This is a genomic window from Alcaligenes parafaecalis, from assembly GCF_026344135.1.
GTDB lineage: Bacteria > Pseudomonadota > Gammaproteobacteria > Burkholderiales > Burkholderiaceae_B > Alcaligenes > Alcaligenes parafaecalis.
The window spans coordinates 179,066-200,408 of record NZ_JAPKNA010000002.1 but is presented as its reverse complement, the minus strand read 5'-3'; the positions used below and the strand labels follow the sequence as shown (position 1 = coordinate 200,408).

Annotated in this window: 26 protein-coding genes; 24 read left to right on the top strand and 2 right to left on the bottom strand. The window is 57.0% G+C overall.

The window, feature by feature from the left end:
• Positions 1 to 11: 11 nt before the first annotated feature.
• Positions 12 to 2,444, bottom strand: coding sequence for a 3-hydroxyacyl-CoA dehydrogenase/enoyl-CoA hydratase family protein (locus OSH09_RS07905; RefSeq protein ID WP_207872457.1), 2,433 nt, complete (start codon positions 2,442 to 2,444; stop codon positions 12 to 14).
• A 644-nt stretch (positions 2,445 to 3,088) separates the two neighbouring features.
• On the opposite strand from OSH09_RS07905, the gene OSH09_RS07900 reads away from it, so the two are divergent.
• The 23 genes from OSH09_RS07900 to tatC all read left to right on the top strand — a co-directional run bounded on the left by OSH09_RS07900 (position 3,089) and on the right by tatC (position 19,075).
• Positions 3,089 to 3,664 (top strand): chromate transporter, encoded by a 576-nt coding sequence (locus OSH09_RS07900; protein ID WP_266120649.1) that lies wholly within the window; start codon positions 3,089 to 3,091, stop codon positions 3,662 to 3,664.
• Positions 3,661 to 4,191 (top strand): chromate transporter, encoded by a 531-nt coding sequence (locus OSH09_RS07895; protein ID WP_222669043.1) that lies wholly within the window; start codon positions 3,661 to 3,663, stop codon positions 4,189 to 4,191. Before OSH09_RS07900 ends, OSH09_RS07895 begins: the two co-directional genes overlap by 4 nt.
• Positions 4,192 to 4,377: 186 nt before the next feature.
• Entirely contained in the window at positions 4,378 to 5,202 is an 825-nt protein-coding gene (locus OSH09_RS07890) for an ABC transporter ATP-binding protein (RefSeq protein ID WP_207872460.1), read from the top strand.
• Positions 5,199 to 5,984, top strand: a complete 786-nt coding sequence (gene mlaE / locus OSH09_RS07885; RefSeq protein ID WP_207872461.1) for a lipid asymmetry maintenance ABC transporter permease subunit MlaE — start codon at positions 5,199 to 5,201, stop codon at positions 5,982 to 5,984. The genes OSH09_RS07890 and mlaE overlap by 4 nt, the downstream gene beginning before the upstream one ends.
• A gap of 21 nt (positions 5,985 to 6,005) precedes the next feature.
• On the top strand, positions 6,006 to 6,482 hold the full coding sequence (gene mlaD / locus OSH09_RS07880) for an outer membrane lipid asymmetry maintenance protein MlaD (protein WP_207872462.1): 477 nt from the start codon (positions 6,006 to 6,008) through the stop codon (positions 6,480 to 6,482).
• A 38-nt stretch (positions 6,483 to 6,520) separates the two neighbouring features.
• Positions 6,521 to 7,303, top strand: a complete 783-nt coding sequence (locus OSH09_RS07875) for an MlaA family lipoprotein (protein WP_207872463.1) — start codon at positions 6,521 to 6,523, stop codon at positions 7,301 to 7,303.
• Between the two features lie 39 nt (positions 7,304 to 7,342).
• Positions 7,343 to 8,014 carry an MlaC/ttg2D family ABC transporter substrate-binding protein gene (locus tag OSH09_RS07870; RefSeq protein WP_222669045.1) on the top strand — a complete coding sequence of 224 codons (672 nt, stop codon included), beginning with the start codon at positions 7,343 to 7,345 and terminating at the stop codon, positions 8,012 to 8,014.
• A gap of 186 nt (positions 8,015 to 8,200) precedes the next feature.
• Positions 8,201 to 8,992 (top strand): ABC transporter ATP-binding protein, encoded by a 792-nt coding sequence (locus OSH09_RS07865; RefSeq protein WP_009455490.1) that lies wholly within the window; start codon positions 8,201 to 8,203, stop codon positions 8,990 to 8,992.
• Positions 8,993 to 9,087: 95 nt separating this feature from the next.
• The gene (locus OSH09_RS07860) at positions 9,088 to 9,846 is read left to right on the top strand and encodes an ABC transporter permease (RefSeq protein WP_266120953.1); all 759 of its coding nucleotides are present in this window, start codon (positions 9,088 to 9,090) and stop codon (positions 9,844 to 9,846) included.
• Between the two features lie 4 nt (positions 9,847 to 9,850).
• Positions 9,851 to 10,099, top strand: coding sequence for a BolA family protein (locus OSH09_RS07855; protein WP_009455487.1), 249 nt, complete (start codon positions 9,851 to 9,853; stop codon positions 10,097 to 10,099).
• The gene (gene murA / locus OSH09_RS07850) at positions 10,092 to 11,351 is read left to right on the top strand and encodes a UDP-N-acetylglucosamine 1-carboxyvinyltransferase (RefSeq protein ID WP_207872464.1); all 1,260 of its coding nucleotides are present in this window, start codon (positions 10,092 to 10,094) and stop codon (positions 11,349 to 11,351) included. Before OSH09_RS07855 ends, murA begins: the two co-directional genes overlap by 8 nt.
• Positions 11,351 to 12,025 carry an ATP phosphoribosyltransferase gene (gene hisG / locus OSH09_RS07845; RefSeq protein WP_189392723.1) on the top strand — a complete coding sequence of 225 codons (675 nt, stop codon included), beginning with the start codon at positions 11,351 to 11,353 and terminating at the stop codon, positions 12,023 to 12,025. Before murA ends, hisG begins: the two co-directional genes overlap by 1 nt.
• Before the next feature lie 125 nt (positions 12,026 to 12,150).
• A complete protein-coding gene (gene hisD, locus OSH09_RS07840; protein ID WP_266120648.1) occupies positions 12,151 to 13,455 on the top strand; it encodes a histidinol dehydrogenase in 1,305 nt (434 codons plus the stop codon).
• Positions 13,456 to 13,480: 25 nt separating this feature from the next.
• The gene (gene hisB, locus OSH09_RS07835) at positions 13,481 to 14,068 is read left to right on the top strand and encodes an imidazoleglycerol-phosphate dehydratase HisB (RefSeq protein WP_094197990.1); all 588 of its coding nucleotides are present in this window, start codon (positions 13,481 to 13,483) and stop codon (positions 14,066 to 14,068) included.
• A 20-nt stretch (positions 14,069 to 14,088) separates the two neighbouring features.
• Entirely contained in the window at positions 14,089 to 14,739 is a 651-nt protein-coding gene (gene hisH / locus OSH09_RS07830; RefSeq protein ID WP_207872466.1) for an imidazole glycerol phosphate synthase subunit HisH, read from the top strand.
• A 77-nt stretch (positions 14,740 to 14,816) separates the two neighbouring features.
• Complete coding sequence (gene hisA, locus OSH09_RS07825; protein ID WP_207872467.1) at positions 14,817 to 15,557, top strand: 1-(5-phosphoribosyl)-5-[(5-phosphoribosylamino)methylideneamino]imidazole-4-carboxamide isomerase; 741 nt, start codon at positions 14,817 to 14,819, stop codon at positions 15,555 to 15,557.
• Complete coding sequence (gene hisF / locus OSH09_RS07820) at positions 15,554 to 16,345, top strand: imidazole glycerol phosphate synthase subunit HisF (RefSeq protein WP_207872468.1); 792 nt, start codon at positions 15,554 to 15,556, stop codon at positions 16,343 to 16,345. Before hisA ends, hisF begins: the two co-directional genes overlap by 4 nt.
• Positions 16,345 to 16,749 carry a phosphoribosyl-AMP cyclohydrolase gene (hisI, locus tag OSH09_RS07815; RefSeq protein WP_207872469.1) on the top strand — a complete coding sequence of 135 codons (405 nt, stop codon included), beginning with the start codon at positions 16,345 to 16,347 and terminating at the stop codon, positions 16,747 to 16,749. Before hisF ends, hisI begins: the two co-directional genes overlap by 1 nt.
• Complete coding sequence (locus OSH09_RS07810; protein WP_207872470.1) at positions 16,746 to 17,099, top strand: phosphoribosyl-ATP diphosphatase; 354 nt, start codon at positions 16,746 to 16,748, stop codon at positions 17,097 to 17,099. Before hisI ends, OSH09_RS07810 begins: the two co-directional genes overlap by 4 nt.
• An 83-nt stretch (positions 17,100 to 17,182) precedes the next feature.
• Complete coding sequence (locus OSH09_RS07805; RefSeq protein ID WP_026483636.1) at positions 17,183 to 17,551, top strand: histidine triad nucleotide-binding protein; 369 nt, start codon at positions 17,183 to 17,185, stop codon at positions 17,549 to 17,551.
• A 12-nt stretch (positions 17,552 to 17,563) separates the two neighbouring features.
• Complete coding sequence (tatA, locus tag OSH09_RS07800) at positions 17,564 to 17,797, top strand: Sec-independent protein translocase subunit TatA (RefSeq protein WP_207872471.1); 234 nt, start codon at positions 17,564 to 17,566, stop codon at positions 17,795 to 17,797.
• Between the two features lie 22 nt (positions 17,798 to 17,819).
• On the top strand, positions 17,820 to 18,311 hold the full coding sequence (gene tatB / locus OSH09_RS07795) for a Sec-independent protein translocase protein TatB (RefSeq protein ID WP_266120647.1): 492 nt from the start codon (positions 17,820 to 17,822) through the stop codon (positions 18,309 to 18,311).
• Positions 18,308 to 19,075 (top strand): twin-arginine translocase subunit TatC, encoded by a 768-nt coding sequence (gene tatC / locus OSH09_RS07790; protein WP_207872473.1) that lies wholly within the window; start codon positions 18,308 to 18,310, stop codon positions 19,073 to 19,075. Before tatB ends, tatC begins: the two co-directional genes overlap by 4 nt.
• Positions 19,076 to 19,348: 273 nt before the next feature.
• On the opposite strand, the gene OSH09_RS07785 is transcribed toward tatC, so the two are convergent.
• Entirely contained in the window at positions 19,349 to 20,515 is a 1,167-nt protein-coding gene (locus tag OSH09_RS07785) for a S1C family serine protease (RefSeq protein ID WP_266120646.1), read from the bottom strand.
• Between the two features lie 25 nt (positions 20,516 to 20,540).
• On the opposite strand from OSH09_RS07785, the gene OSH09_RS07780 reads away from it, so the two are divergent.
• A complete protein-coding gene (locus OSH09_RS07780; protein ID WP_266120645.1) occupies positions 20,541 to 21,317 on the top strand; it encodes a Nif3-like dinuclear metal center hexameric protein in 777 nt (258 codons plus the stop codon).
• Positions 21,318 to 21,343: the final 26 nt, after the last annotated feature.

Here is a 21,343-nt window from a genome sequence, read left to right as displayed (position 1 = left end):
CTTGATCCGCTCTAGTTACGCACCGGCTTGCCAGTACTCAACATCCCAGTAATACGTTCCTGGGTCTTGGGGGAATTGAGCAGCTCCAGGAAAGCCTGCCGCTCTTGCGCCATCATCCATGCTTCATCCACCAACGAGCCTGGATCAACATCGCCCCCGCAGATCACGGTTACGACCTTCTCGGCGATATGGAAGTCATATTCCGAGATGAAACCACCTTCTTTCATGTTCACCAGTTGAGCCTTCAGCGTGGCGATGCCATCGCGACCGGCAACCGGGAAGCGACGTGGCAAAGGAGCACGCCAACCGGTGCTGGCCAGAGCCTGTGCCTGACGGACGGCAACGTAAACCAGTTCCTGGCGGTTCATGACGATGGTGTCGGACTCTTTCAGGAAGCCAAGCTGACGAGCATCCAGAGCGGAGCGCGACACTTGAGCGCTGGCAATCGCCAGAGCAAAACGCTTCAGGTAAGCCAGCAATGGAGCATCGGGTGCGCCCATCGCCTGGAGTTCAGCGGAGCGGCGAGCCGAGTACGCCAGGCCACCTGCACCTGGAACCAGACCCACACCCACTTCCACCAGACCGATGTAAGACTCGAAATGAGCGACACGGTGCGCGCAATGCACAGCCAGTTCGCAACCACCACCCAAGGCCAGACCGGCAACCGCAGCCACCACAGGCACTTGCGCGTAACGGATACGTAAAACCATGTCTTGCATGGCACGTTCCACCGGCTCAACTCCAGCCACACCTTCTTTCTCAAACACAGGCAGAATGGCTTTCAGGTCGGCGCCTGCGGAGAATGGATCACCATCCTGAGCCACCACCAGAGCCTGATACGAGGCTTCGGCCAATTCAATTGCCTTGAACATGCCATTGACCACACCGGGGCTTAACGTGTGCATCTTGGTCTTGAAGGACACGATCAGCACATCTTGTGGGTGCGGTGCAGGCAGCGTCCAGCAGCGTACGGACTCATCTTCAAAAACCGTAGTGGTTTCCAGAGACTCGACCTCGCCCACCAGCAAAGGGGTGCCAATGTGACGCTGGTAAACAGGCAGTTCGCTACGGCCTTCAAAGCGCGATTGCGACGGATTCCAGGAACCGGCGGCGGTATGCACGCCTTGCGCCTCCCATACGGGACCACGGGTAGCCCAATCTGGCAGCGGCTGGCTGCTGAGGGTCTTGCCATCCTGGATATCCTGATTGATCCACTCGGCCACTTGACGCCATCCGGCAGCTTGCCAGATCTCGAACGGGCCTTGCTTGTGACCAAAGCCCCATTTCAAGGCCAGGTCCAATTGACGTGCGTTGTCAGCAATGTCTTGCAGATGAATGGCGCTGTAGTGGAAGGTGTCGCGCAATACCGCCCACACGAATTGAGCTTGAGGCTTGTCGGACTCACGCAACTGACGCAGGCGCTCAGCCGGGTCACGTACAGCCAGAATGGCAGCAACATCGGGATCAATTTTCTGATCAGCAGCCACGTAATCACGTTGCTGAGCATCGAAGCGCTGAATCTCACGGCCTTTCTTGCGGAAGAAACCGGCGCCTGTCTTCTGACCCAATGCGCCCGCATCGATCAAGCCCTGCACTTCGGGCGGCAAGCCAAAGTGAGCTTTGAAGCTGTCATCAGGCAATTGATCCTGCATGGTGCGGATCACGTGAGCCAGCGTGTCCAGACCGACAACGTCGGCGGTACGGTAAGTACCCGATTTGGCACGGCCCAGGCGAGTGCCTGTCAATTCATCAACCTGCTCGTAAGTCAGGGAGAAACGGCGCGCCTGCTCAAACACGGACAGAATGCCAAACACACCGATACGGTTACCGATGAAGTTAGGGGTATCTTTGGCACGAACCACGCCCTTGCCCAACTGCGATACCAGGAAAGTTTCCAGAGTATCCAGCAAGGCTGGCTGGGTGTATTTGGTGGGGATCAGCTCCACCAGGCTCATGTAGCGTGGTGGGTTGAAAAAGTGCACACCGCAAAAACGTGGACGCAAGGCTTCGGGCAGCACATCCGCCAGGGAGGTGATGGACAGGCCGGACGTGTTGCTGGCGATGATGGCGTTGGGATTCAGAGCTGGCCCGATCTTGCGGTACAGGTCCTGTTTCCAGTCCAGACGTTCGGCAATGGCTTCGATCACCAGATCGCAATCGGCCAGACGGTCCAGATTATCTTCGTAGTTGGCAGGCTCGATCAGGTCAGCCAGGTCTGGCGTGCCCAAGGGAGCGGGATTCATTTTGCGCAGATTGGCAATCGCACGAATGGCGATCCCGTTTTTCGGACCCTCGCGGGCGGGCAGATCAAACAGAACTACTGGTATGCCTGCATTCACGCAATGAGCGGCAATTTGCGCGCCCATGACGCCGGCACCGCACACGGCGACCCGACGCAAGGTACGGGCACCGCCCGTCACTGCACTGGCTGAACTAGATGTCATAGGTTTGTCTCCAGGAAACTGAAACCCCACGCAGCATAGGGTCCCAAACGGACGCTCTACGATGCGAGGCAATCGAATAATCGTACACGCACAACCGGTTTTAAGACCATAAAGTCTTTTTTATTTTGATTCAAAGATGGGCATAGATCAAATCCATCTTCATAAAACTGTCCATGACTCGATCGTGGCTTGCTTGTTCAGCGACTCCAGCACCGCACACGGAATTCAAACAGTCGTTTCAATCTCTTTTATTTCAACAGATTGAACCATGCAAAAGCTCATTGCACCCCTCATTAATCAGAAGCGGATCCAGCCTTGGCAAGCTGGCATCACGCATGGTTTCAAGATATTTTTTTAATTCTTTTTTTATTTATTTCAATCAGGTTTCTATTTAATTTTTAAGGCCTTATTAATTAATTTATTTCTTTAAATATTTCAAACAAATAAGAAACACCTGGGAATGAAAAAAAATTTGGCCTCCCCTGGCCCAGACCCCATTTTCCTGCCCCCAAAGGCCCGAAAACATCGTCAAGCCGGGGACAAGCCTGCCCACACATGCCCACAAGAGGGTAAAAACAGCTTAATTTGTATGCCAGAATGTTCAAACCTCCACTTTTACGAGCCCGATCCGCCTTCATTTCTCTATGACCCGGTCCCAAGAAGCTGCCCCTTTATCCTTAAGTGCTCTGTTTCTGATCTTTGCCCGCATTGGCCTGACCAGCTTTGGCGGGGGCTTGAGTGGCTGGTTAATGCGCGAGTTTGTCGTCCAGCGCCGTTTGATGAGCCAAGCAGACTTTCTGAGCGGCCTGGCCCTGTCCCAGGCACTGCCCGGCATCAATGTGGTCAATCTCTCTATATGGATCGGTTACCGCCTGCAGGCCGGGCCAGGGGCCTTGGTTGCCACGCTGGGCATGGTGCTCCCACCGCTGCTCTTGGCCATTCTGATGCTGATTGGCCTGGAACAACTGACGGGGTCTACCCTCGTGCCTCAGGTCATGGCCGGAATTGCCGCCGCAGCCATCGGTCTGTCGCTTGAAATGGGGGTACGCTCGGCGCGCAGCGCCGCCACCGGAATCGTGCCAATTGCGATCATGTTGGCGGTTTTTGTCGGCATTTTCGTCATGGAATGGAGCCTGATCCCCGTTATTCTGATCTGCGCGCCGCTGTCCGTCTGGTATGCCTGGTTGCAGCTAGGAGACTCATCCGTGGAGCAATCATGATCACGATTCTGCTCCAGCTCATGCGTGTATTCGCCCCCCTGTCTTTTCTGACGATAGGTGGCGGGCAAAGCATCATTCCCGAGATTCATCGGCAATCAGTAGAAATCCATGGCTGGCTCAGCAATCAGGAGTTTCTGGATCTGTTCGCCCTGTCACGCCTGACGCCCGGCCCCAAATCCTTGCTTGTCACCCTGGTGGGCTGGAAAGCGGCAGGCTGGGCCGGAGCCCTGGCCGCATCCGTCGCCATTTTCCTGCCCTCTGCCTTGCTGATCTATTACCTGGCGACAATCTGGAAGCGCTATGAAGGCACCCGCATTATCCGCGCCATCGAGATCGGCCTGCTGCCCATTGCCGCCGGGATGATTCTGGCGGCCAGCGGCACGATTCTGAAAGCGGCTCAAGGCGGGCTGTGGGCCTGGGGTACAGCTCTGGCCTGTACGGCCATTTTGCTGCTTAGCCGCATCAACCCTTTATGGTTGCTGGCAGGCGGCGGATTGCTGTTCGCTTTGATACAACCCGCGACCTAAGACAAATTCGTCACATAAAAAGGACGACTTCACAGCCAAACCCGGCTTGAAGTAAGCGGCTGTATCAAGGGCCACAAAAGGGTCATAAAAGAGTCACGATCTGCCGTTCATGGAGTGCAATACATTGAGCCGCCAGACGCGCAAGCGGTACAATGGCAAGTCCTTTTATCCCATCTTGCCCGCGACATGGCTGTAAATACTGACCAAGCCGTACTAAATCTGGATTCTGCTTCGCTGGGCTATGGTGCCTTCACCGTGCTGGCGAACGTGTCTATGACCGTCCAGAAAGGTCAGGTCGTCGCCATGATGGGGGGCTCAGGTTCCGGAAAAACAACACTTCTGCGTGCTGCCACCGGGCAAATCCGTGCGCAGAAAGGGACTGTTACGGTTTTTGGCCAGGACTTGGCCAAACTCGACGGCGAGGACCTGCGCCAAACGCGCCAACGCATGGGTGTCCTGTTTCAGCAAGGCGCTCTGTTTACCGACCTGAATGTGTTTGAAAACGTGGCCTTTCCCTTGCGAGAGCTGACCAATGCCAACGAATCCGACATCCAGGACCGTGTGCTGGACAAGCTGGATGCCGTAGGTTTGCGCGCCGCCGCCCATTTGGGCGTGAACGAGATCTCTGGCGGCATGGCTCGCCGGGTCGCCTTAGCCCGCGCCATTGTGCTGGAACCGGAACTGATTCTGTACGACGAGCCCTTTGCCGGTCTGGACCCCATTTCCATGGGTATTACCGCCCAACTGATTCGCGACCTGACCGACCGCCTGAACTGCGCTTCGGTACTGATTACGCATGATGTGGCCGAATCCTTTGCCATTGCCGACCAGGTCTATATGGTGGGCCAGGGCCGCTTGCTGACCCAGGGTACGCCCACAGAGCTGCGGGCATCCAAAGATCCTTACGTACAGCAGTTCCTGCGTGGCGAGCCCGACGGCCCTATCGCCTTTAACTACCCCGTCACCCCGGCTTTTGAAGCCTGGCTCCAGAATCGGACGACGCGCTCATGAATTTCATCACCGCCCCGATTAGCGCGCTAGGCGCTGCCATACGTAATAGCATTTACGGCCTGGGTGCATTCAGCCGCCTGTTTGCCGCCTTGCTGGCCCGTTCGTCCCTCTTATGGCGTCGTCCGCGTCTGGTTTCCCAGCAAATCCACTTTATTGGCAACTATTCGCTGCTGATCATTGCCGTTTCCGGCCTGTTCGTGGGTTTTGTACTGGGTTTGCAGGGGTATTACACGCTGAACCGCTATGGCTCCGAAGAGGCTCTGGGCCTGCTGGTCGCTCTGTCACTGGTGCGTGAGCTTGGCCCCGTCGTCACCGCCCTGCTCTTTGCAGGCCGGGCAGGCACCTCGCTGACCGCCGAAATCGGCCTGATGAAGGCTGGCGAGCAGATTGCCGCCATGGAAGTCATGGCAGTAGACCCCATACGCCGCCTGCTGGTGCCGCGTTTTTGGGGCGGCATCATTGCCATGCCCATACTGGCCGCGGTGTTTTCCATGGTCGGTATTTTGGGCGGCTATGTAGTCGGTGTACAAATGATCGGCATTGATGCAGGCGCCTTCTGGTCGCAAATGCAAAACGGCGTCGATGTGATTGATGACGTACTCAACGGAGTGATCAAAAGCCTGGTATTTGGCCTGATCGTCACCTTGATTGCGCTCTATATGGGCTGGCATGCCAAGGCCACGCCCGAAGGCGTTTCTCGCGCGACCACACGCACGGTCGTCAGCGGCGCTTTGGCGGTATTGGGCACGGACTTCCTGCTCACCGCCCTTATGTTCAGTTAACTATTTAGGAATTGCTCAGCTATGAATCGCGAGAAAACCGATTTCTGGGTTGGCCTGTTTGTTTTGCTGGGGCTGGTCGCACTGGCATTCCTGGCCCTGCGTGCGGGTAACCTCAGTACTTTTTCCTTTGCCAAAACCTACCAGGTATCGGCCAAATTCGATAATCTGGGTGGCCTGAAACCGCGTGCCCCTATCAAGGCCAGCGGTGTGGTCGTGGGTCGCGTGGGCTCCATTGGTTTTGATAATCAGGATTTCAAAGCCGTGGTTACGCTGGATATGGACGAACACTACAAATTCCCCCTGGATACCTCGGCCTCTATCCTGACCTCTGGTCTGCTGGGCGAGCAGTACATTGGCCTGACCGCCGGTGGCGACGATAAAGACCTTCAAGGTGGCAGCACCATTACCTATACCCAAAGCGCGGTTGTGCTGGAAGAGCTGATCAGCAAGTTCCTCTACAACACAGCCTCCAAGGAAGGCGGCTCCAAAACGGAGTAAGACCCGGCTGCCTCATGCTCATTACAGACGACACAATCATGAATACAACAACAACTCGCCGCTCTTACTCCCTGCCCCGTGGAGTCCGTTTGAGCCTGATCGGTGCCAGTGCTGCGCTTGTGGCTGGTTGCGCCAGCGTGCCTAACCCCAACCCCCAGGATCCCTGGGAAGGCATGAACCGCGGCATCTACGCCTTTAACGAAACCGTGGACGGCGCGCTGATCAAACCGATTGCAGAAGGCTATAACGCTCTGACGCCGCAGCCTGCACGCACATGTATTAGTAACATTTTCAACAACCTGGGCGATGCCTGGTCGGCCGTCAACAGCTTCCTGCAAGGCGAGCACGTTGACTTCTTCAACACCCTGGGTCGCGTCCTGTTCAACTCCACCATGGGGCTGGGCGGTTGTATCGACGTTGCCACCATGAACGGCTCCAAGCGCATCCCCAACGACTTTGGCGTGACGCTGGGCGTATGGGGCGTCAAATCTGGCCCTTACGTGGTTCTGCCCTTCTTTGGCCCCAGCACGGTTCGTGACGGTGTGGCACGCGGCACCAGCTTCCTGGAAGGCTTCTCGTCCACGGGTCCGATCATGGCCATCAAGGATGTACCCGTACGCAACAGCATCATGGGTCTTTGGGCTCTGGATGCCCGCGCTGGCGTGCTGGATGCAGAAAAACTTGTTAACGACATCGCCCTTGACCGCTACAGCTTCATACGCGACGCTTACCTGCAACGACGCCATGCCTTGGTGCAAGCTCGCCGCACCGGTGGCGATACCAGCCAGGATTTGCCTGATTACTCGGACGCAGACGAATAAAAACGCCCTGCCCGCAGAACACTCATCTGGAGTTTTTTTATGATTTCCCGTCCCGCCTTGGGCGGGACTGCTTTGCAGTCCTCTCCCTCTCGCCTGATTTCCTGGATTCTGACCGTCTGTGCAGCCTTGGCCCTGTGTTTGCACGCTGTGGCGGCTCAAGCACAAGCGGCTGACCCCAAAGGGGAGCCCAACAAGTTTGTTGAAGCGGTCGGCAATCAGGCCTTGCAAGTCGTCAAGGAAAGCGAATCCATCCGCAAGGGTGATCGTGCTGCCATCATGGCTGCGGTCAACGACCACATCATGCCTTACGTGAATCTGGAAAAGACCACCCGCCTGGCTGCTGGTCGTTACTGGCGTCAAGCCAATGCCGAGCAGCGCCAGAAGCTGGTTGATGCCTTCAAGGGCACGCTGGTGCGTACCTATAGCGGCGCCCTGTCCCGCGTTGACGACAAGACCCAACTGACCATTCTGCCTTTCCGTGGCGATGCCAATGCGGATGATGTGGTGGTGCGCTCCTCGCTGACCCAGCCTAACGGCGGCCCCGTGGGCGTGGATTACCGTCTGGAAAAAACACCAGAAGGCTGGAAAATCTACGACTTGAACGTGGAAGGCATCTGGCTGATCCAGAACTACCGCAACCAGTTCTCCCAGCAAATTGAACAGGGCGGTATTGATGGCCTGATTCAGGCGCTGAACAAGCAAAACAGTTAAGACAGGCCGTGGCAAGCACGGGCGCTTTGGTCGGGCATTCTTAAGCAGACCAGAGTCGTACTCTATAATAAAGAGCCTGATCACCCCCAAACAGGTCTACGCCCATGCGTAGGCCTGTTTAGTTAACAAAGACGCTACAGCGACGACTTCCACCGCCACACCCGCGTCAGGCCAACCCACACTGCCATGTCCGCCTTCAAACTCGATAACGTCAGCAAACGCTTCGCTCCCCAAAGCCGGGGACTCAAAAGCCTGTTTTCCCCTCCTCGTTCCGATGCCGGTTTTCTGGCCGTCGATCAGGTCAGCCTGACTATCGAACATGGTGAATTTTTTGGTTTACTTGGCCCCAACGGTGCCGGTAAAACGACCCTGATCTCCATGCTGGCGGGGCTGACCCGCCCCACTAGCGGCCAGGTCAGCGTCTGTGGTTACGATGTGCGCACCCAGTACCAGAAAGCCCGCCAATCGCTGGGCGTGGTGCCGCAGGAAATTGTTTACGATCCCTTTTTCACCGTCCGTGAAACCCTGCGTCTGCAATCGGGCTACTTTGGCCTGAAAAACAATGACGACTGGATCGACGAAATTCTGGCCAATCTGGCCTTGAGCGACAAGGCAGACGTCAATATGCGTGCCTTGTCCGGCGGCATGAAGCGCCGCGTGCTGGTGGCCCAGGCGCTGGTGCACCGCCCCCCTGTCATTATTCTGGATGAACCCACTGCCGGTGTGGACGTGGATCTGCGCCGCACGCTATGGGAGTTCATCATTCGTCTGAATCAACAAGGCCACACCATCTTGCTGACCACCCACTACCTGGAAGAAGCCCAGGCTCTCTGTGGTCGGCTGGCCATGCTGAAAAGCGGCAAGATCGTTGCCCTGGATACCACGCAAGCCATCATGGAGCGCGCAGGCGGCCACGATCTGGAGGATGCATTTGTGCGCATCATGCACAACGAAGGAAAAATGGGGGTGGCGCTGTGAATCAGAACAACTCCCCCAAACACTGGGGCGTGCCTCAGAACACGGACGCTCCCGCAGCTAAAATCGGGACCCTTAGCCTGCCCCCGCAACCCAAAATGGGTTCGGGCTTTCCAACGCTGCTGCGTAAAGAGCTGATGCGTTTCTGGAAAGTGGGCTTTCAAACCATCGCCGCCCCCGTGCTGACGGCGCTGATGTACTTGCTGATTTTCGCCCACGTCCTGGAAGGCCGCGTCACGGTGTACGACTCCGTGCCCTATACCGCCTTCCTGATTCCGGGCCTGATGATGATGAGCATGTTGCAAAACGCCTTTGCCAACCCCTCCTCGTCACTCATCCAAAGCCGTATCACGGGCAATCTGGTCTTTATCCTGCTGCCGCCGCTCTCACACCGCGAAATCTTCTCGGCCTACCTGCTGGCGTCCATCGCCCGCGGCATCTGTGTGGGCCTCTGTGTCTGGCTGGTGTCCCTGTTCTTTGTGTCTCTGCCCGTCTCCAAGCCTTTGTGGGTGTTGGTCTTTGCCATCCTGTCTTGCGGCATCATGGGCACCTTGGGGCTGATCGCCGGTTTATGGTCTGAAAAGTTCGACCAACTGGCGGCGTTCCAGAACTTTTTAATCATGCCCGCCACCTTCCTGTCGGGTGTGTTTTACTCCATCCATAGCTTGCCGCCCTTCTGGCAAACTGTTTCACACTGGAATCCGCTGCTCTACACCATTGACGGATTCCGCTACGGTTTTTTTGCCGCCTCGGATATTTCTCCCTGGTTCAGCCTGACCGTTGTCGCCAGCGTCTTTGTTGCGCTGTGTCTGATTTCGCTACGCCTGCTTGCCTCAGGCTATAAATTACGGAATTGATTTCATGTTGCCGACCCCCGAACAAGTTCACCAATACATTGCCGACAACCTGCCCTGTGAACACTTGCAAGTGCAAGGCGATGGTTCGCACTTTGAGGCCCTGATCGTCAGCACCGCCTTTGAAGGCAAACGTCTGATTGCCCGTCACCAACTGGTCTACAAGGCCCTGGGTGACCGCATGAAAGCTGAAATCCACGCCCTGTCCATGCGCACGCTTACCCCCGACGAATACAAGGCCAATCCGAATGGATAAATTACGCATCACAGGCGGTCAACGCCTGAATGGCGAGATCACCGTCTCTGGCGCCAAAAACGCCGCCCTGCCTATCTTGTGCGCCAGTCTGCTGACGGCTGATACGGTGTACCTGGAAAATGTCCCGCGTCTGCGCGATATCGACACCACCCTGAAGCTCTTGGGGCAGTTAGGTGTTAGCCAGGCACGCAATGGCACGCTGGAGCTGAATGCGGGCAATATCACCAATCTGGAAGCGCCGTACGAACTGGTGAAAACCATGCGTGCCTCGATTCTGGTGCTGGGCCCCTTGCTGGCCCGCTTTGGCGAGGCCCGCGTCAGCCTGCCCGGTGGTTGCGCCATTGGTCAACGTCCCGTGGACCAGCACATCAAGGGCCTGGCAGCCATGGGTGCGGAAATCCATGTCGAACACGGTTTTGTGAATGCCCGCGCCAAACGCTTGCGCGGTGCCGTTGTGCGCACCGATATGGTGACCGTCACCGGTACTGAAAACCTGATGATGGCAGCCGTCCTGGCGGAAGGTCAGACCATTCTGGAAAACGCCGCACGCGAACCCGAAATTATTGATCTGGCCGAACTGCTGATCAAAATGGGTGCCAAGATTCAGGGCCACGGCACGGACCGCATTGTGATTGATGGCGTAGAGCGCCTGCACGGTGCCACCCATCGCATTTGCCCGGATCGCATCGAAGCTGGTACGTTCCTGTGCGCTGTTGCCGCTACGGGTGGCGAACTGACCTTGCGCAATACCGATGCCGACGCCATGGGTGCCACTCTGGACAAGCTGCGCGAAGCGGGCCTGCAGATTGAAACTGGCCCTGACTGGATCAAGGCCAGCATGAATCAGCGCCCCAAGGCCGTCAGCTTCCGCACCAGCGAATACCCGGGCTTTCCCACGGACATGCAGGCCCAATTGATGGCCTTGAACACCATTGCGGATGGAACTGCCTCGGTCGTGGAAACCATCTTTGAAAATCGCTACATGCACGTACAGGAACTGAATCGCCTGGGTGCACAGATTGATATCGAAGGCCATATGGCCGTCATTACCGGCGCCCCCTATCTGACCGGCGCCACCGTCATGGCAACGGATCTGCGTGCTTCGGCCAGCCTGGTCATTGCTGGTCTGGCTGCTCGGGGTGACACCACCGTCGAACGCATCTACCATCTTGACCGTGGCTACGACCGTATGGAAGCCAAGCTTCAAGCCGTAGGCGCCAATATCGAGCGAATCAGCAGCAAGGAAACCTAATGAGTCCCGCCGGTTTAAATCAACCCCTGACGCTGGCCTTGTCCAAAGGCCGGATTTTTGACGAAACCCTGCCTTTGCTGGAAGAGGCCGGTATCAAGGTGCTGGAAAGCCCAGAGACGTCGCGCAAACTGATCCTGCCTACCAATAGTCCTGACCTGCGTCTGATTATTGTGCGTGCCACGGATGTCCCGACCTATGTGCAGTACGGTGCCGCCCATATCGGGATTGCCGGTAAGGACGTGCTGTACGAGCACATGGAACAGCACCCCGGCGGTCTGTATCAGCCGGTAGACCTGAACATTGCCCGCTGCCGTCTGTGCGTGGCCGTAGCCGAAGGCTTTGACTACCATTCGGCCGTCAAGCAAGGTTCGCGCCTGCGTATCGCCACCAAATACACCCGAGCTGCCCGTGAACACTTCGCCAGCAAGGGTGTGTACGTGGACCTGATCAAGCTGTATGGCTCCATGGAGCTGGCTCCGCTGGTCGGTCTGGCCGACGCCATTGTGGATCTGGTATCCAGCGGTGGCACTCTGCGCGCCAACAAACTGGTGGAAGTGGAAGATATCAGCCCTATCTCCTCGCGCCTGATCGTCAACCAGGCCGCCATGAAGAACCGTGGCGCTCAGTTGCAACCCCTGATCGACGCATTCTCGCGCGCCTCGGTGGACGAGTAAGCCCTCTGCACCTCCCAGGGGTAAACAGTCGGTGAATCCAGCTTAGGCAAAAGGCGTAGACCGCTTTTTGCCTAAGCGAAATGTTATACACTGGCCCTTGAACCTTAGCTTTTTCCTATAGCGACATGTCACTGATCCATCGCCTGAACTCCCAATCCGCCCAGTTCGATGCCGAACTGCGCACTCTACTGGCTTACGAAGCGTCCGAAGACGCGTCTATTGAGCACGCCTGTGCCGAGATCCTGCATCGTATCCAGCATGAGGGAGACACGGCCTTGCTGGACTACACACGCCGCTTTGATCGCATGGCGGTTGAACAGGCCAGCGCATTGGAAATCACTAAAGAAGAACTGTTTGCGGCTCTGGACAGCCTGCCTGCCGATCAGCGCAAGGCACTGGAACAGGCCGCCGAACGCGTGCGCCGCTATCACGAGCATCAACGCACGGAAACCTGGACCTACACAGAAGCCGACGGCACCGTGCTGGGACAACAAGTCACTCCCTTGGACCGTGTGGGACTGTACGTTCCCGGTGGCAAGGCGGCTTACCCCTCTTCCGTTCTGATGAACGCCATCCCTGCCAAAGTGGCGGGCGTTCCTGAACTGATCATGGTCACGCCTACACCCGATGGCGTGCGCAACCCCATCGTACTGGCGGCTGCCGCTCTGGGCGGTGTTGATCGCGTGTTCACCATTGGTGGCGCGCAAGCCGTAGGTGCCCTGGCCTACGGTACAGACACAGTGCCTGCAGTGGACAAGATTGTCGGCCCCGGCAACGCCTATGTGGCCGCTGCCAAGCGCCGCGTCTTTGGTGTGGTGGGCATCGACATGATTGCTGGCCCCTCCGAGATCCTGATCATCAGCGACGGCAGTGCCCCTGCCGACTGGGTGGCCATGGACCTGTTCTCCCAGGCCGAACACGACGAGCTGGCCCAGGCCATCTTGCTGTGCCCCGATGCCGACTTCCTGGATCAGGTTGAAGCGGCTATCGAACGTTTATTGCCTGCCATGCCACGTGCGGACATCATCCGCCGCAGCCTGTCGGGCCGTGGTGCCCTGATCCACGTCCGTGATCTGGACGAGGCCTGTCGGATCAGCAACCATATCGCGCCGGAACACCTGGAAGTCTCTACCCAGAACGCCCAGGACTTGTTGGGCAAAATCCGCCATGCTGGCGCCATTTTCCTGGGCCCCTACAGCTCCGAATCGCTGGGCGATTACTGTGCCGGGCCTAACCATGTCCTGCCGACGGCACGCACTGCGCGTTTCTCGTCACCCTTGGGCGTCTACGATTTCCAGAAACGCAGCAGCATTATCCAGGTTTCAGAATCAGGCGCCCAAACACTGGGACCCATAGCCGCTACGCTGGCACAAGGCGAGGGGCTGTACGCCCACGCTGCCAGCGCGCAATTCCGATTGAACCAATCCTGATACCGGCCTTGCCGCCGGCTCTGATATGCGTACCGCCGAGATTACCCGCAATACTAATGAAACCCGCATCCGCGTGGCCGTTAACCTGGACGGCACTGGCCGTCACTCGCTCAACAGCGGCGTGCCTTTTCTGGACCACATGCTGGACCAGATTGCCCGCCACGGCCTGATTGACCTGGACGTGCACTGTGAGGGCGATACCCACATCGACGATCACCATACCGTCGAGGATATTGGCATTGCGCTGGGCCAGGCTTTTGCCAAGGCCGTAGGCAGCAAAGCCGGTCTGCGCCGTTACGGCCACTCCTACGTGCCGCTGGACGAAGCTCTGTCGCGCGTGGTCGTGGACTTCTCCGGTCGCCCAGGTCTATTTTATTTTGTGCCCTTTACCCGCGCACGAATCGGCCAGTTCGATGTAGACTTGGCACGCGAGTTTTTCCAGGGTTTTGTGAATCACGCCCTGGTTTCTATGCACATCGATAACCTGCGCGGCGAAAACGCACACCACCAGTGCGAAACCGTGTTCAAAGCCTTTGGCCGAGCATTGCGCATGGCTCTGGAGCTGGACCCACGTAGCGAAGGCGTGGTGCCTTCGACCAAAGGGGTTCTGTAAACGTCCTTCGGACACATATCGTGACCACTATCGCTATTGTCGATTACGGTTCGGGCAACATCTTCTCGGTTGCCCGAGCACTGCATGCCGCCGCACCTGATGCGCGCATCATTCTTGCTCAAACCCCTCAAGCCATTCTGGATGCGGACCGGGTTGTATTACCCGGCCAGGGCGCCATGCCTGATTGCATGGCCCACCTGGACCAGTCCGGTTTGCGCGATGCCCTCCTGACGGCAGCACGCAGCAAGCCCTTGCTGGGTATCTGCGTTGGCGAACAAATGCTGTTCGACTCCAGCCAGGAAGGCGACGTCCCCTGTTTAGGTCTGATTCCCGGCCAAGTGCGCCGTTTTGAAGGCCCCAACTACAAAAGCAGTGATCCTGCTGACTCCGGCCCCGGGTTGAAAGTGCCCCATATTGGCTGGAACCGCGTACACCAGACTCAGGATCATCCCTTATGGGCTGGCATTGAGGATGGCGCGTTCTTTTACTTTGTACACAGCTACTTTGTCGATCCGCTGCATATAGATCAAACTTGTGGTTCGACGCACTATGGCCAACGCTTTACCTCTGCGATAGCAAACGCTAATATTTTTGCGTTGCAATGCCATCCTGAGAAAAGTGCAGACAACGGCCTGCAACTGTTCCGGAATTTCGCCAACTGGAAGCCATGATTTTTCAATAAGCCTCCCCAGCGTTTTTCTGACTTTTTCCGACCCAGTATTTCTTACGTTTTTTACGGCTAAAGACCATGCTTTTGATTCCCGCCATCGACCTTAAAGACGGGCGTTGTGTGCGCCTACGCCAGGGTGACCTGGATGACGCCACTATTTTCTCGGATGATCCGGCCAAAATAGCAACACAGTGGCTAGAGCAAGGGGCCCGTCGCCTGCATCTGGTGGACCTGAACGGCGCCTTCGCGGGCAAGCCCAAAAACGGCGAAGCCATCAAATCCATTATTGCTGCCATTGACGGTGAAATTCCCGTCCAGATCGGCGGTGGTATTCGCGACCTGGATACCATCGAGCGCTATCTGGATGCTGGCATGAGCTATGTCATCATTGGCACCGCCGCTGTCAAAAGCCCCGGCTTTTTGCAAGACGCCTGCAGCGCTTTCCCAGGCAGCATCATTGTTGGCCTGGATGCTCGTGATGGCAAAATCGCCACCGACGGCTGGAGCAAGCTGACGCGCCACGACGTGCTGGATCTGGCCAAGAAGTTTGAAGACTACGGCTGCGAATCCATTATCTACACCGACATCGGCCGTGATGGCATGCTGACAGGCGTCAATATTGAAGCCACCGTCAAGCTGTCCCAGCACGTGAAGATCCCGGTTATTGCCTCTGGCGGCGTGACCAACCTGAAAGACATCGAAGACCTGTGTGCCGTCGAGCACGAAGGGGTTGAGGGTGTCATTCTGGGCCGCAGCATCTACGAAGGCACCCTGAATTTTGCCGAGGCACAAACCTTTGCTGACGAGTACCAGGCATGAGCCAGGACGTCACAAGCGAATTAGCCTGCCGCATCATTCCTTGTCTGGATGTCACCGCCGGTCGTGTCGTTAAAGGCATCAACTTTGTGGGCCTGGTCGATGCCGGAGACCCGGTTGAGATCGCCCGCAAATACAACGACCAGGGCGCTGACGAACTCACATTCCTGGACATTACCGCCACCTCGGACAACCGCGATCTGATTTTGCCCATCATCGAACAGGTGGCCAGCCAGATTTTCATCCCCCTGACGGTGGGTGGTGGTGTGCGCGAAGTGGCCGACATCCAGCGCCTGCTCAATGCCGGTGCGGACAAAGTGTCCATCAACAGCGCCGCCATCAGCAATCCTGACCTGGTGCGTGCCGCCAGCGACCATCACGGCAAACAGTGCATGGTCGTGGCCATTGATGCCCGCCGTGTCAGCGCCGAGAACGAAGCCCCCCGCTGGGAAGTCTTTACCCACGGTGGTCGCCGCGCAACCGGCCTGGATGTGGTTGAGTGGGCTGCTCGCATGGCCGAATACGGCGCAGGTGAGCTGCTCTTGACCAGCATGGACCGCGACGGCACCAAATCCGGCTTTGATCTGGAACTGACCCGTGCTGTGTCTGATGCCGTCTCCGTTCCCGTCATCGCCTCTGGCGGTGTGGGCGGGCTGCAAGACCTGGCCGATGGCGTCATCCAAGGTGGTGCCAGCGCCGTACTGGCCGCCAGCATTTTCCACTATGGTCAACACACTATTGCTGAAGCCAAGGATTTCATGGCTGCGCAAGGTATTCAGGTGCGACGCTAATGGCTGACTTACCGGCTTGGCTGGCTGAAATCCGCTTTGATGAACAGGGTTTGATTCCTGCGATTGCGCAGGATCAGGCCACGGGCAAAATCTTGATGGTGGCCTGGATGAACCAGGAATCCCTGCAAGAGACCGTCAGCACCGGCCGCGCCGTGTACTGGTCGCGTTCCCGCAAGCGCCTGTGGCGCAAGGGCGAGGAGTCCGGCCACGTACAACATGTCAGCGATTTGCGCCTGGATTGCGACGGTGACGTTATTTTGCTCAGCGTGGAGCAGGTTGGCCAGATCGCTTGCCATACGGGGCGTGAAAGCTGCTTCTTTCGCCAGCTACAAGGCCAAAGCGATGAGGCACAGTGGGTCACAGTTGACCCCGTCCTGAAAGACCCGGAGCATATTTACCGATGAGCGAACAACCTACCATCGACACCATCCTGGATCACCTTGGCCGTACGCTGAAGTCCCGTTTGCCTGCTCAAGGCGGGGACCCATCCTCGTCCTACGCGGCCAAGCTGCTGGCCAAAGGCCCGGATGCCTTTTTGAAGAAGATTGGCGAAGAAGCGACCGAGCTGGTCATGGCGGCCAAAGATGAAGAGCGCGAGCGCATTGTCTACGAAACCGCTGATCTGTGGTTCCATAGTCTGGTGGCCCTGACTTATTACGGTTTGGAGCCGCGTGATGTGCTGACAGAACTGCTGCGCCGTGAAGGTACATCAGGACTGGAAGAAAAAGCTTCGCGGCCTAAGGATCAAGTGTAATCCTGTCATCTAGTCGCGCTACACTGTCCTAATACCTAGATTTTCGGCACTCGCCAGGCGAGTGCCTCGCTACCGAGGTTGCTATGAGCGAGAACTGTCTGTTTTGTAAAATTGCTGCTGATCAGATCCCGTCCAAAAAAGTATACGAGGACGAGGACTTTCTGGCGTTTCACGACATCAACCCAGCCGCACCAATCCATATCCTGGTCATCCCCAAGAAACACGTCGTCTCCATGCAGGACGTATCGGGTCAGGATAGCGAATGGTTGGGTAAAATGATGGCTTTGGCACCTTCCCTGGCCGCAAAGGCTGGTTGTCGCCCCGGCCCAGAAGGCGGTTTCCGCATTGTCATCAACAACGGTTTGGATGGCGGGCAGGAAATCAACCATTTACACATGCACATCTTGGGCGGTGAGCGCCCATGGCAACAACGCGCAGCCATGGCTGCTTAAGGGAGATACATTATGGGTAGCTTTAGCATTTGGCACTGGCTGATCGTTCTGGTCATCGTTGCCCTGGTTTTCGGCACCAAAAAACTGCGTAACATCGGCTCGGATCTGGGCGGTGCAGTCAAAGGCTTTAAAGAAGGCATGAAAGACGTGGGTGAAGAAGACAAAACACCCGAATCCGTCAGCCAGCGCGCTGCCGATCCCCAAACGATCGACGTGCAGGCCAAGGAAAAATCCGATCGCGCCTGATCCCCTTCTTGTGTGAGTCTGAATGTTTGATGTCAGCTTTAGTGAACTGCTCCTGATTGGAGTGGTTGCCCTGATCGTCATCGGTCCTGAACGTCTTCCTAAAGTAGCGCGCACTGTCGGCCATTTGCTTGGCCGCGCGCAGCGCTACGTGAACGAGGTCAAGACCGATATACAACGCGAAATCAATCTGGATGAGGTGAACAAGCTCAAAGACCAGATGGAGGACGCTGCGCGCTCGGTGCGCAGTTCGGTCGAGGACACGGGCAAAAGCATCAGCCAGCCTCTGACAGAAGCCCGCGATACCCTGCAAAACGCGTCGGAATCTGCACGCAAAGTCTTTTCGGATACCACCGACAAAGCCGCTGTGCAGCCCGATGCGCCCGCCAGCGAACCGCTTGCAGAACCTGCTACCCAGGATGCAGCCGCCCAGCCAGCGCCCAGTGCGCCAGCCAGTGACGACGCTCCCCGTCCTACGGATGCTCCCGCCTCTACCCCTAAAGGACCTACGGCATGAGCACCGACGCGCCTCAAGAAGATACCTTTATCTCCCACCTGATCGAGCTACGCACACGCTTGTTGCGTGCCGTGATTGCTGTGGTGGGGATTTTTATCGTGCTGTTTACCTATCCGGGTGCTTCCGCCATTTACGATGTGCTGGCACAGCCCATGATGAGCTCCCTGCCCGAAGGTACACGCATGATCGCCACCGGGGTGATCACCCCCTTCATGGTGCCAGTCAAAGTCACGCTGATGGCCGCTTTCGTGCTGGCCTTGCCCGTGGTGCTTTACCAAGCCTGGGCCTTTATTGCTCCCGGACTGTACAACCACGAAAAGAAACTGGCTTTGCCGCTGATCATGACCAGCACCTTGCTGTTCATCGCTGGTATGGCCTTCTGTTATTTCGTCGTGTTTCGCACCGTCTTTCACTTCATCGCTTCGTTTGCTCCGCAATCGATTACGCCTGCACCAGACATTGAAGCCTATCTGGGCTTTGTCATGACCATGTTCCTGGCCTTTGGCATTACCTTTGAAGTGCCTATTGCCGTCATCTTGCTGGTGAAAACAGGGGTCGTCACCGTTGCCAAGCTGCGTGAAATCCGTGGCTATGTAATTGTGGGCGCATTTGTGATTGCCGCGATTGTGACGCCACCCGATGTCGTCAGCCAGATTCTGTTGGCTGCGCCGCTCTGCCTGCTCTACGAGATAGGTATTCTGGCCGCCAGCCTGATCAAGAAGCGGGAAGCGGAAGCCAGCGAAGGCCGCGAGCTGGATCTGTAAGCCGTCCTGCATAAAACCCGGGCCGGATAGGCCACGAACATACAGACCATAAAAATGGCTCTCTACGCCGCTCCTTACGGAGCCAGGCAAGAGAGCCATTTTTTATGAATACCCTGCAGCGCTTGTGCGCCACTACGATCTGCAAGACAGCGTAGCCAAATGCAAATCACCGCATAGCGAACAGCCCATAGGTGAGACGCATTGCCCTGAATGCCACCAGCGCCTCCCCAGCCTCCCGAATCATCCCGCATAGGCAGAGGGAGGGCTTTCCTTTTACTTGCGCACCTGAGGCCGCACACCGACCTTGACGGCTACATCCAGTTCCTTGCCGTCGCGCAGCACACTCAAAGTCACCGTTTGCCCCGGTTGCACCGGGCCAATCTGATTGAGCAGCCCAATCGAATCAGCGACCTGCTGACCATTCAATCGCAAAACAATATCCCCGACGAGCAAATGCGCCTCCGCTGCCGGGCCGTGACGCTGCACACTGGCAATAATCACCCCGGCATCACTTTTCAGCTTGAAGGACTTGATCAAATCCGGGGTAATGTCCTGAGGCTCCAGTCCCAGCCAGCCACGCGTCACTTCGCCATTACGGATAATTTCGTCCATGATGGCCAGCGCTGTTGCTGCAGGAATGGCAAAACCGATACCCAAAGACCCGCCTGTCTCGGAATAAATAGCCGTATTGATCCCGACCAGACGGCCAATGGCATCCACCAAAGCGCCACCGGAATTGCCAGGATTAATGGCCGCATCCGTCTGGATGAAGTTCTCGTAGATATTGATGCCCAGGCGATTACGTCCCAGGCCGGACACAATACCCATCGTGGTGGTCTGCCCCACCCCAAAGGGATTCCCAATAGCCAGCACCACATCTCCCACCCGCACTTGATCCTGCGCCTGGGTCTGAATCACGGCCAGCTTGGGCAAATTCACCTTAAGCACGGCCAAATCACTTTCGGGATCCGTACCAATCAAACTCGCCTTGGCCTGACGTCCATCCGACAAAGCAACCTCAATCGCGTCGGCCGCTTCGATGACGTGGTAATTGGTCAGGATATAGCCCTGTTCGTGTACGATCACGCCCGAACCCAGGTTGATCGTGGAACGACGCCCCATCAGATCAGGCAGTTCACGAAACAGGCGTTGCAGGTCCGGGTCTTCCAGCAAGGGCGAATTGCCTTCCAAATGCTTGCTGGTGTACACATTAACGACAGCAGGCGCGGCACTGGTGACGGCCGAGGCATAGGACAGCGGGCCTTCCTGCGCGACAGGTGTCAACAAAGAAGGAACCGGCGCAGGCAAGACCACGGTATTCGTAGAGCGAACGGGTGCCTGGGGTGCTCCCACCCACTGCGGTCGCAACGTCACCACAATAAAAAAGCCCGCCAGACAGATCGTCACCGCTTGAGCAAACACTAGCCACAATCGACGCATAGCACTCTTTCAGATAAGGATTTCCATGACTCAGGTTTCAACGACCGAACTGGCCAACTGGCTCAATAGCACCTTGGATATCGCCCGTTTCAAGGACTACTGTCCCAATGGGCTCCAGGTCGAAGGCAAGCCGTATATTGGCAAACTCGTCACCGGTGTGACGGCCTCGCTGGCACTGATTGATGCCGCTATTGCCCGCCAGGCGGACGCAATTTTGGTGCACCACGGCTGGTTCTGGAAAAACGAAAACCCGTGCATTGTTGGCACCCGAAAAACTCGTATCGAACGCGTCCTGTCGCATCAGCTTAACCTCTTGGGCTATCACTTGCCCCTGGACGCCCACCCCGAGTTGGGCAACAACGCCCAGTTGGCTCGACAGCTAGGCATTGAAGTGCTGCGCGATGCAAACGGCCAAGCACAAACCTGTGGTCCGGATGGACTGGTTTGGCTAGGCGAACTGCCAGCCCCCGTCTCGCTGGAAACATTCGGCCTGACAGTTTGCAATAATTTACAACGCAAACCGCTGATTGTTGGCGATTTACAACGGAAAATTCACCGAATAGCCTGGTGCACAGGAGGGGCACAGGGCTTTATTGATGCCGCCATCGCCGCCCAAGCCGATCTTTACATCAGCGGCGAGGCCTCGGAGCAAACATTCCACAGCGCGCAGGAAAACAATATTGCCTTCATGGCGGCCGGGCATCACGCCACTGAGCGCTATGGTGCCAAGGCGCTGGGTGAGGAAATTGCCCGCCAGTTTGGGATCGAGGTCGAGTTCATCGACCTGGACAACCCGATCTGATGACATCAAAAACCGGCGCGTATGAC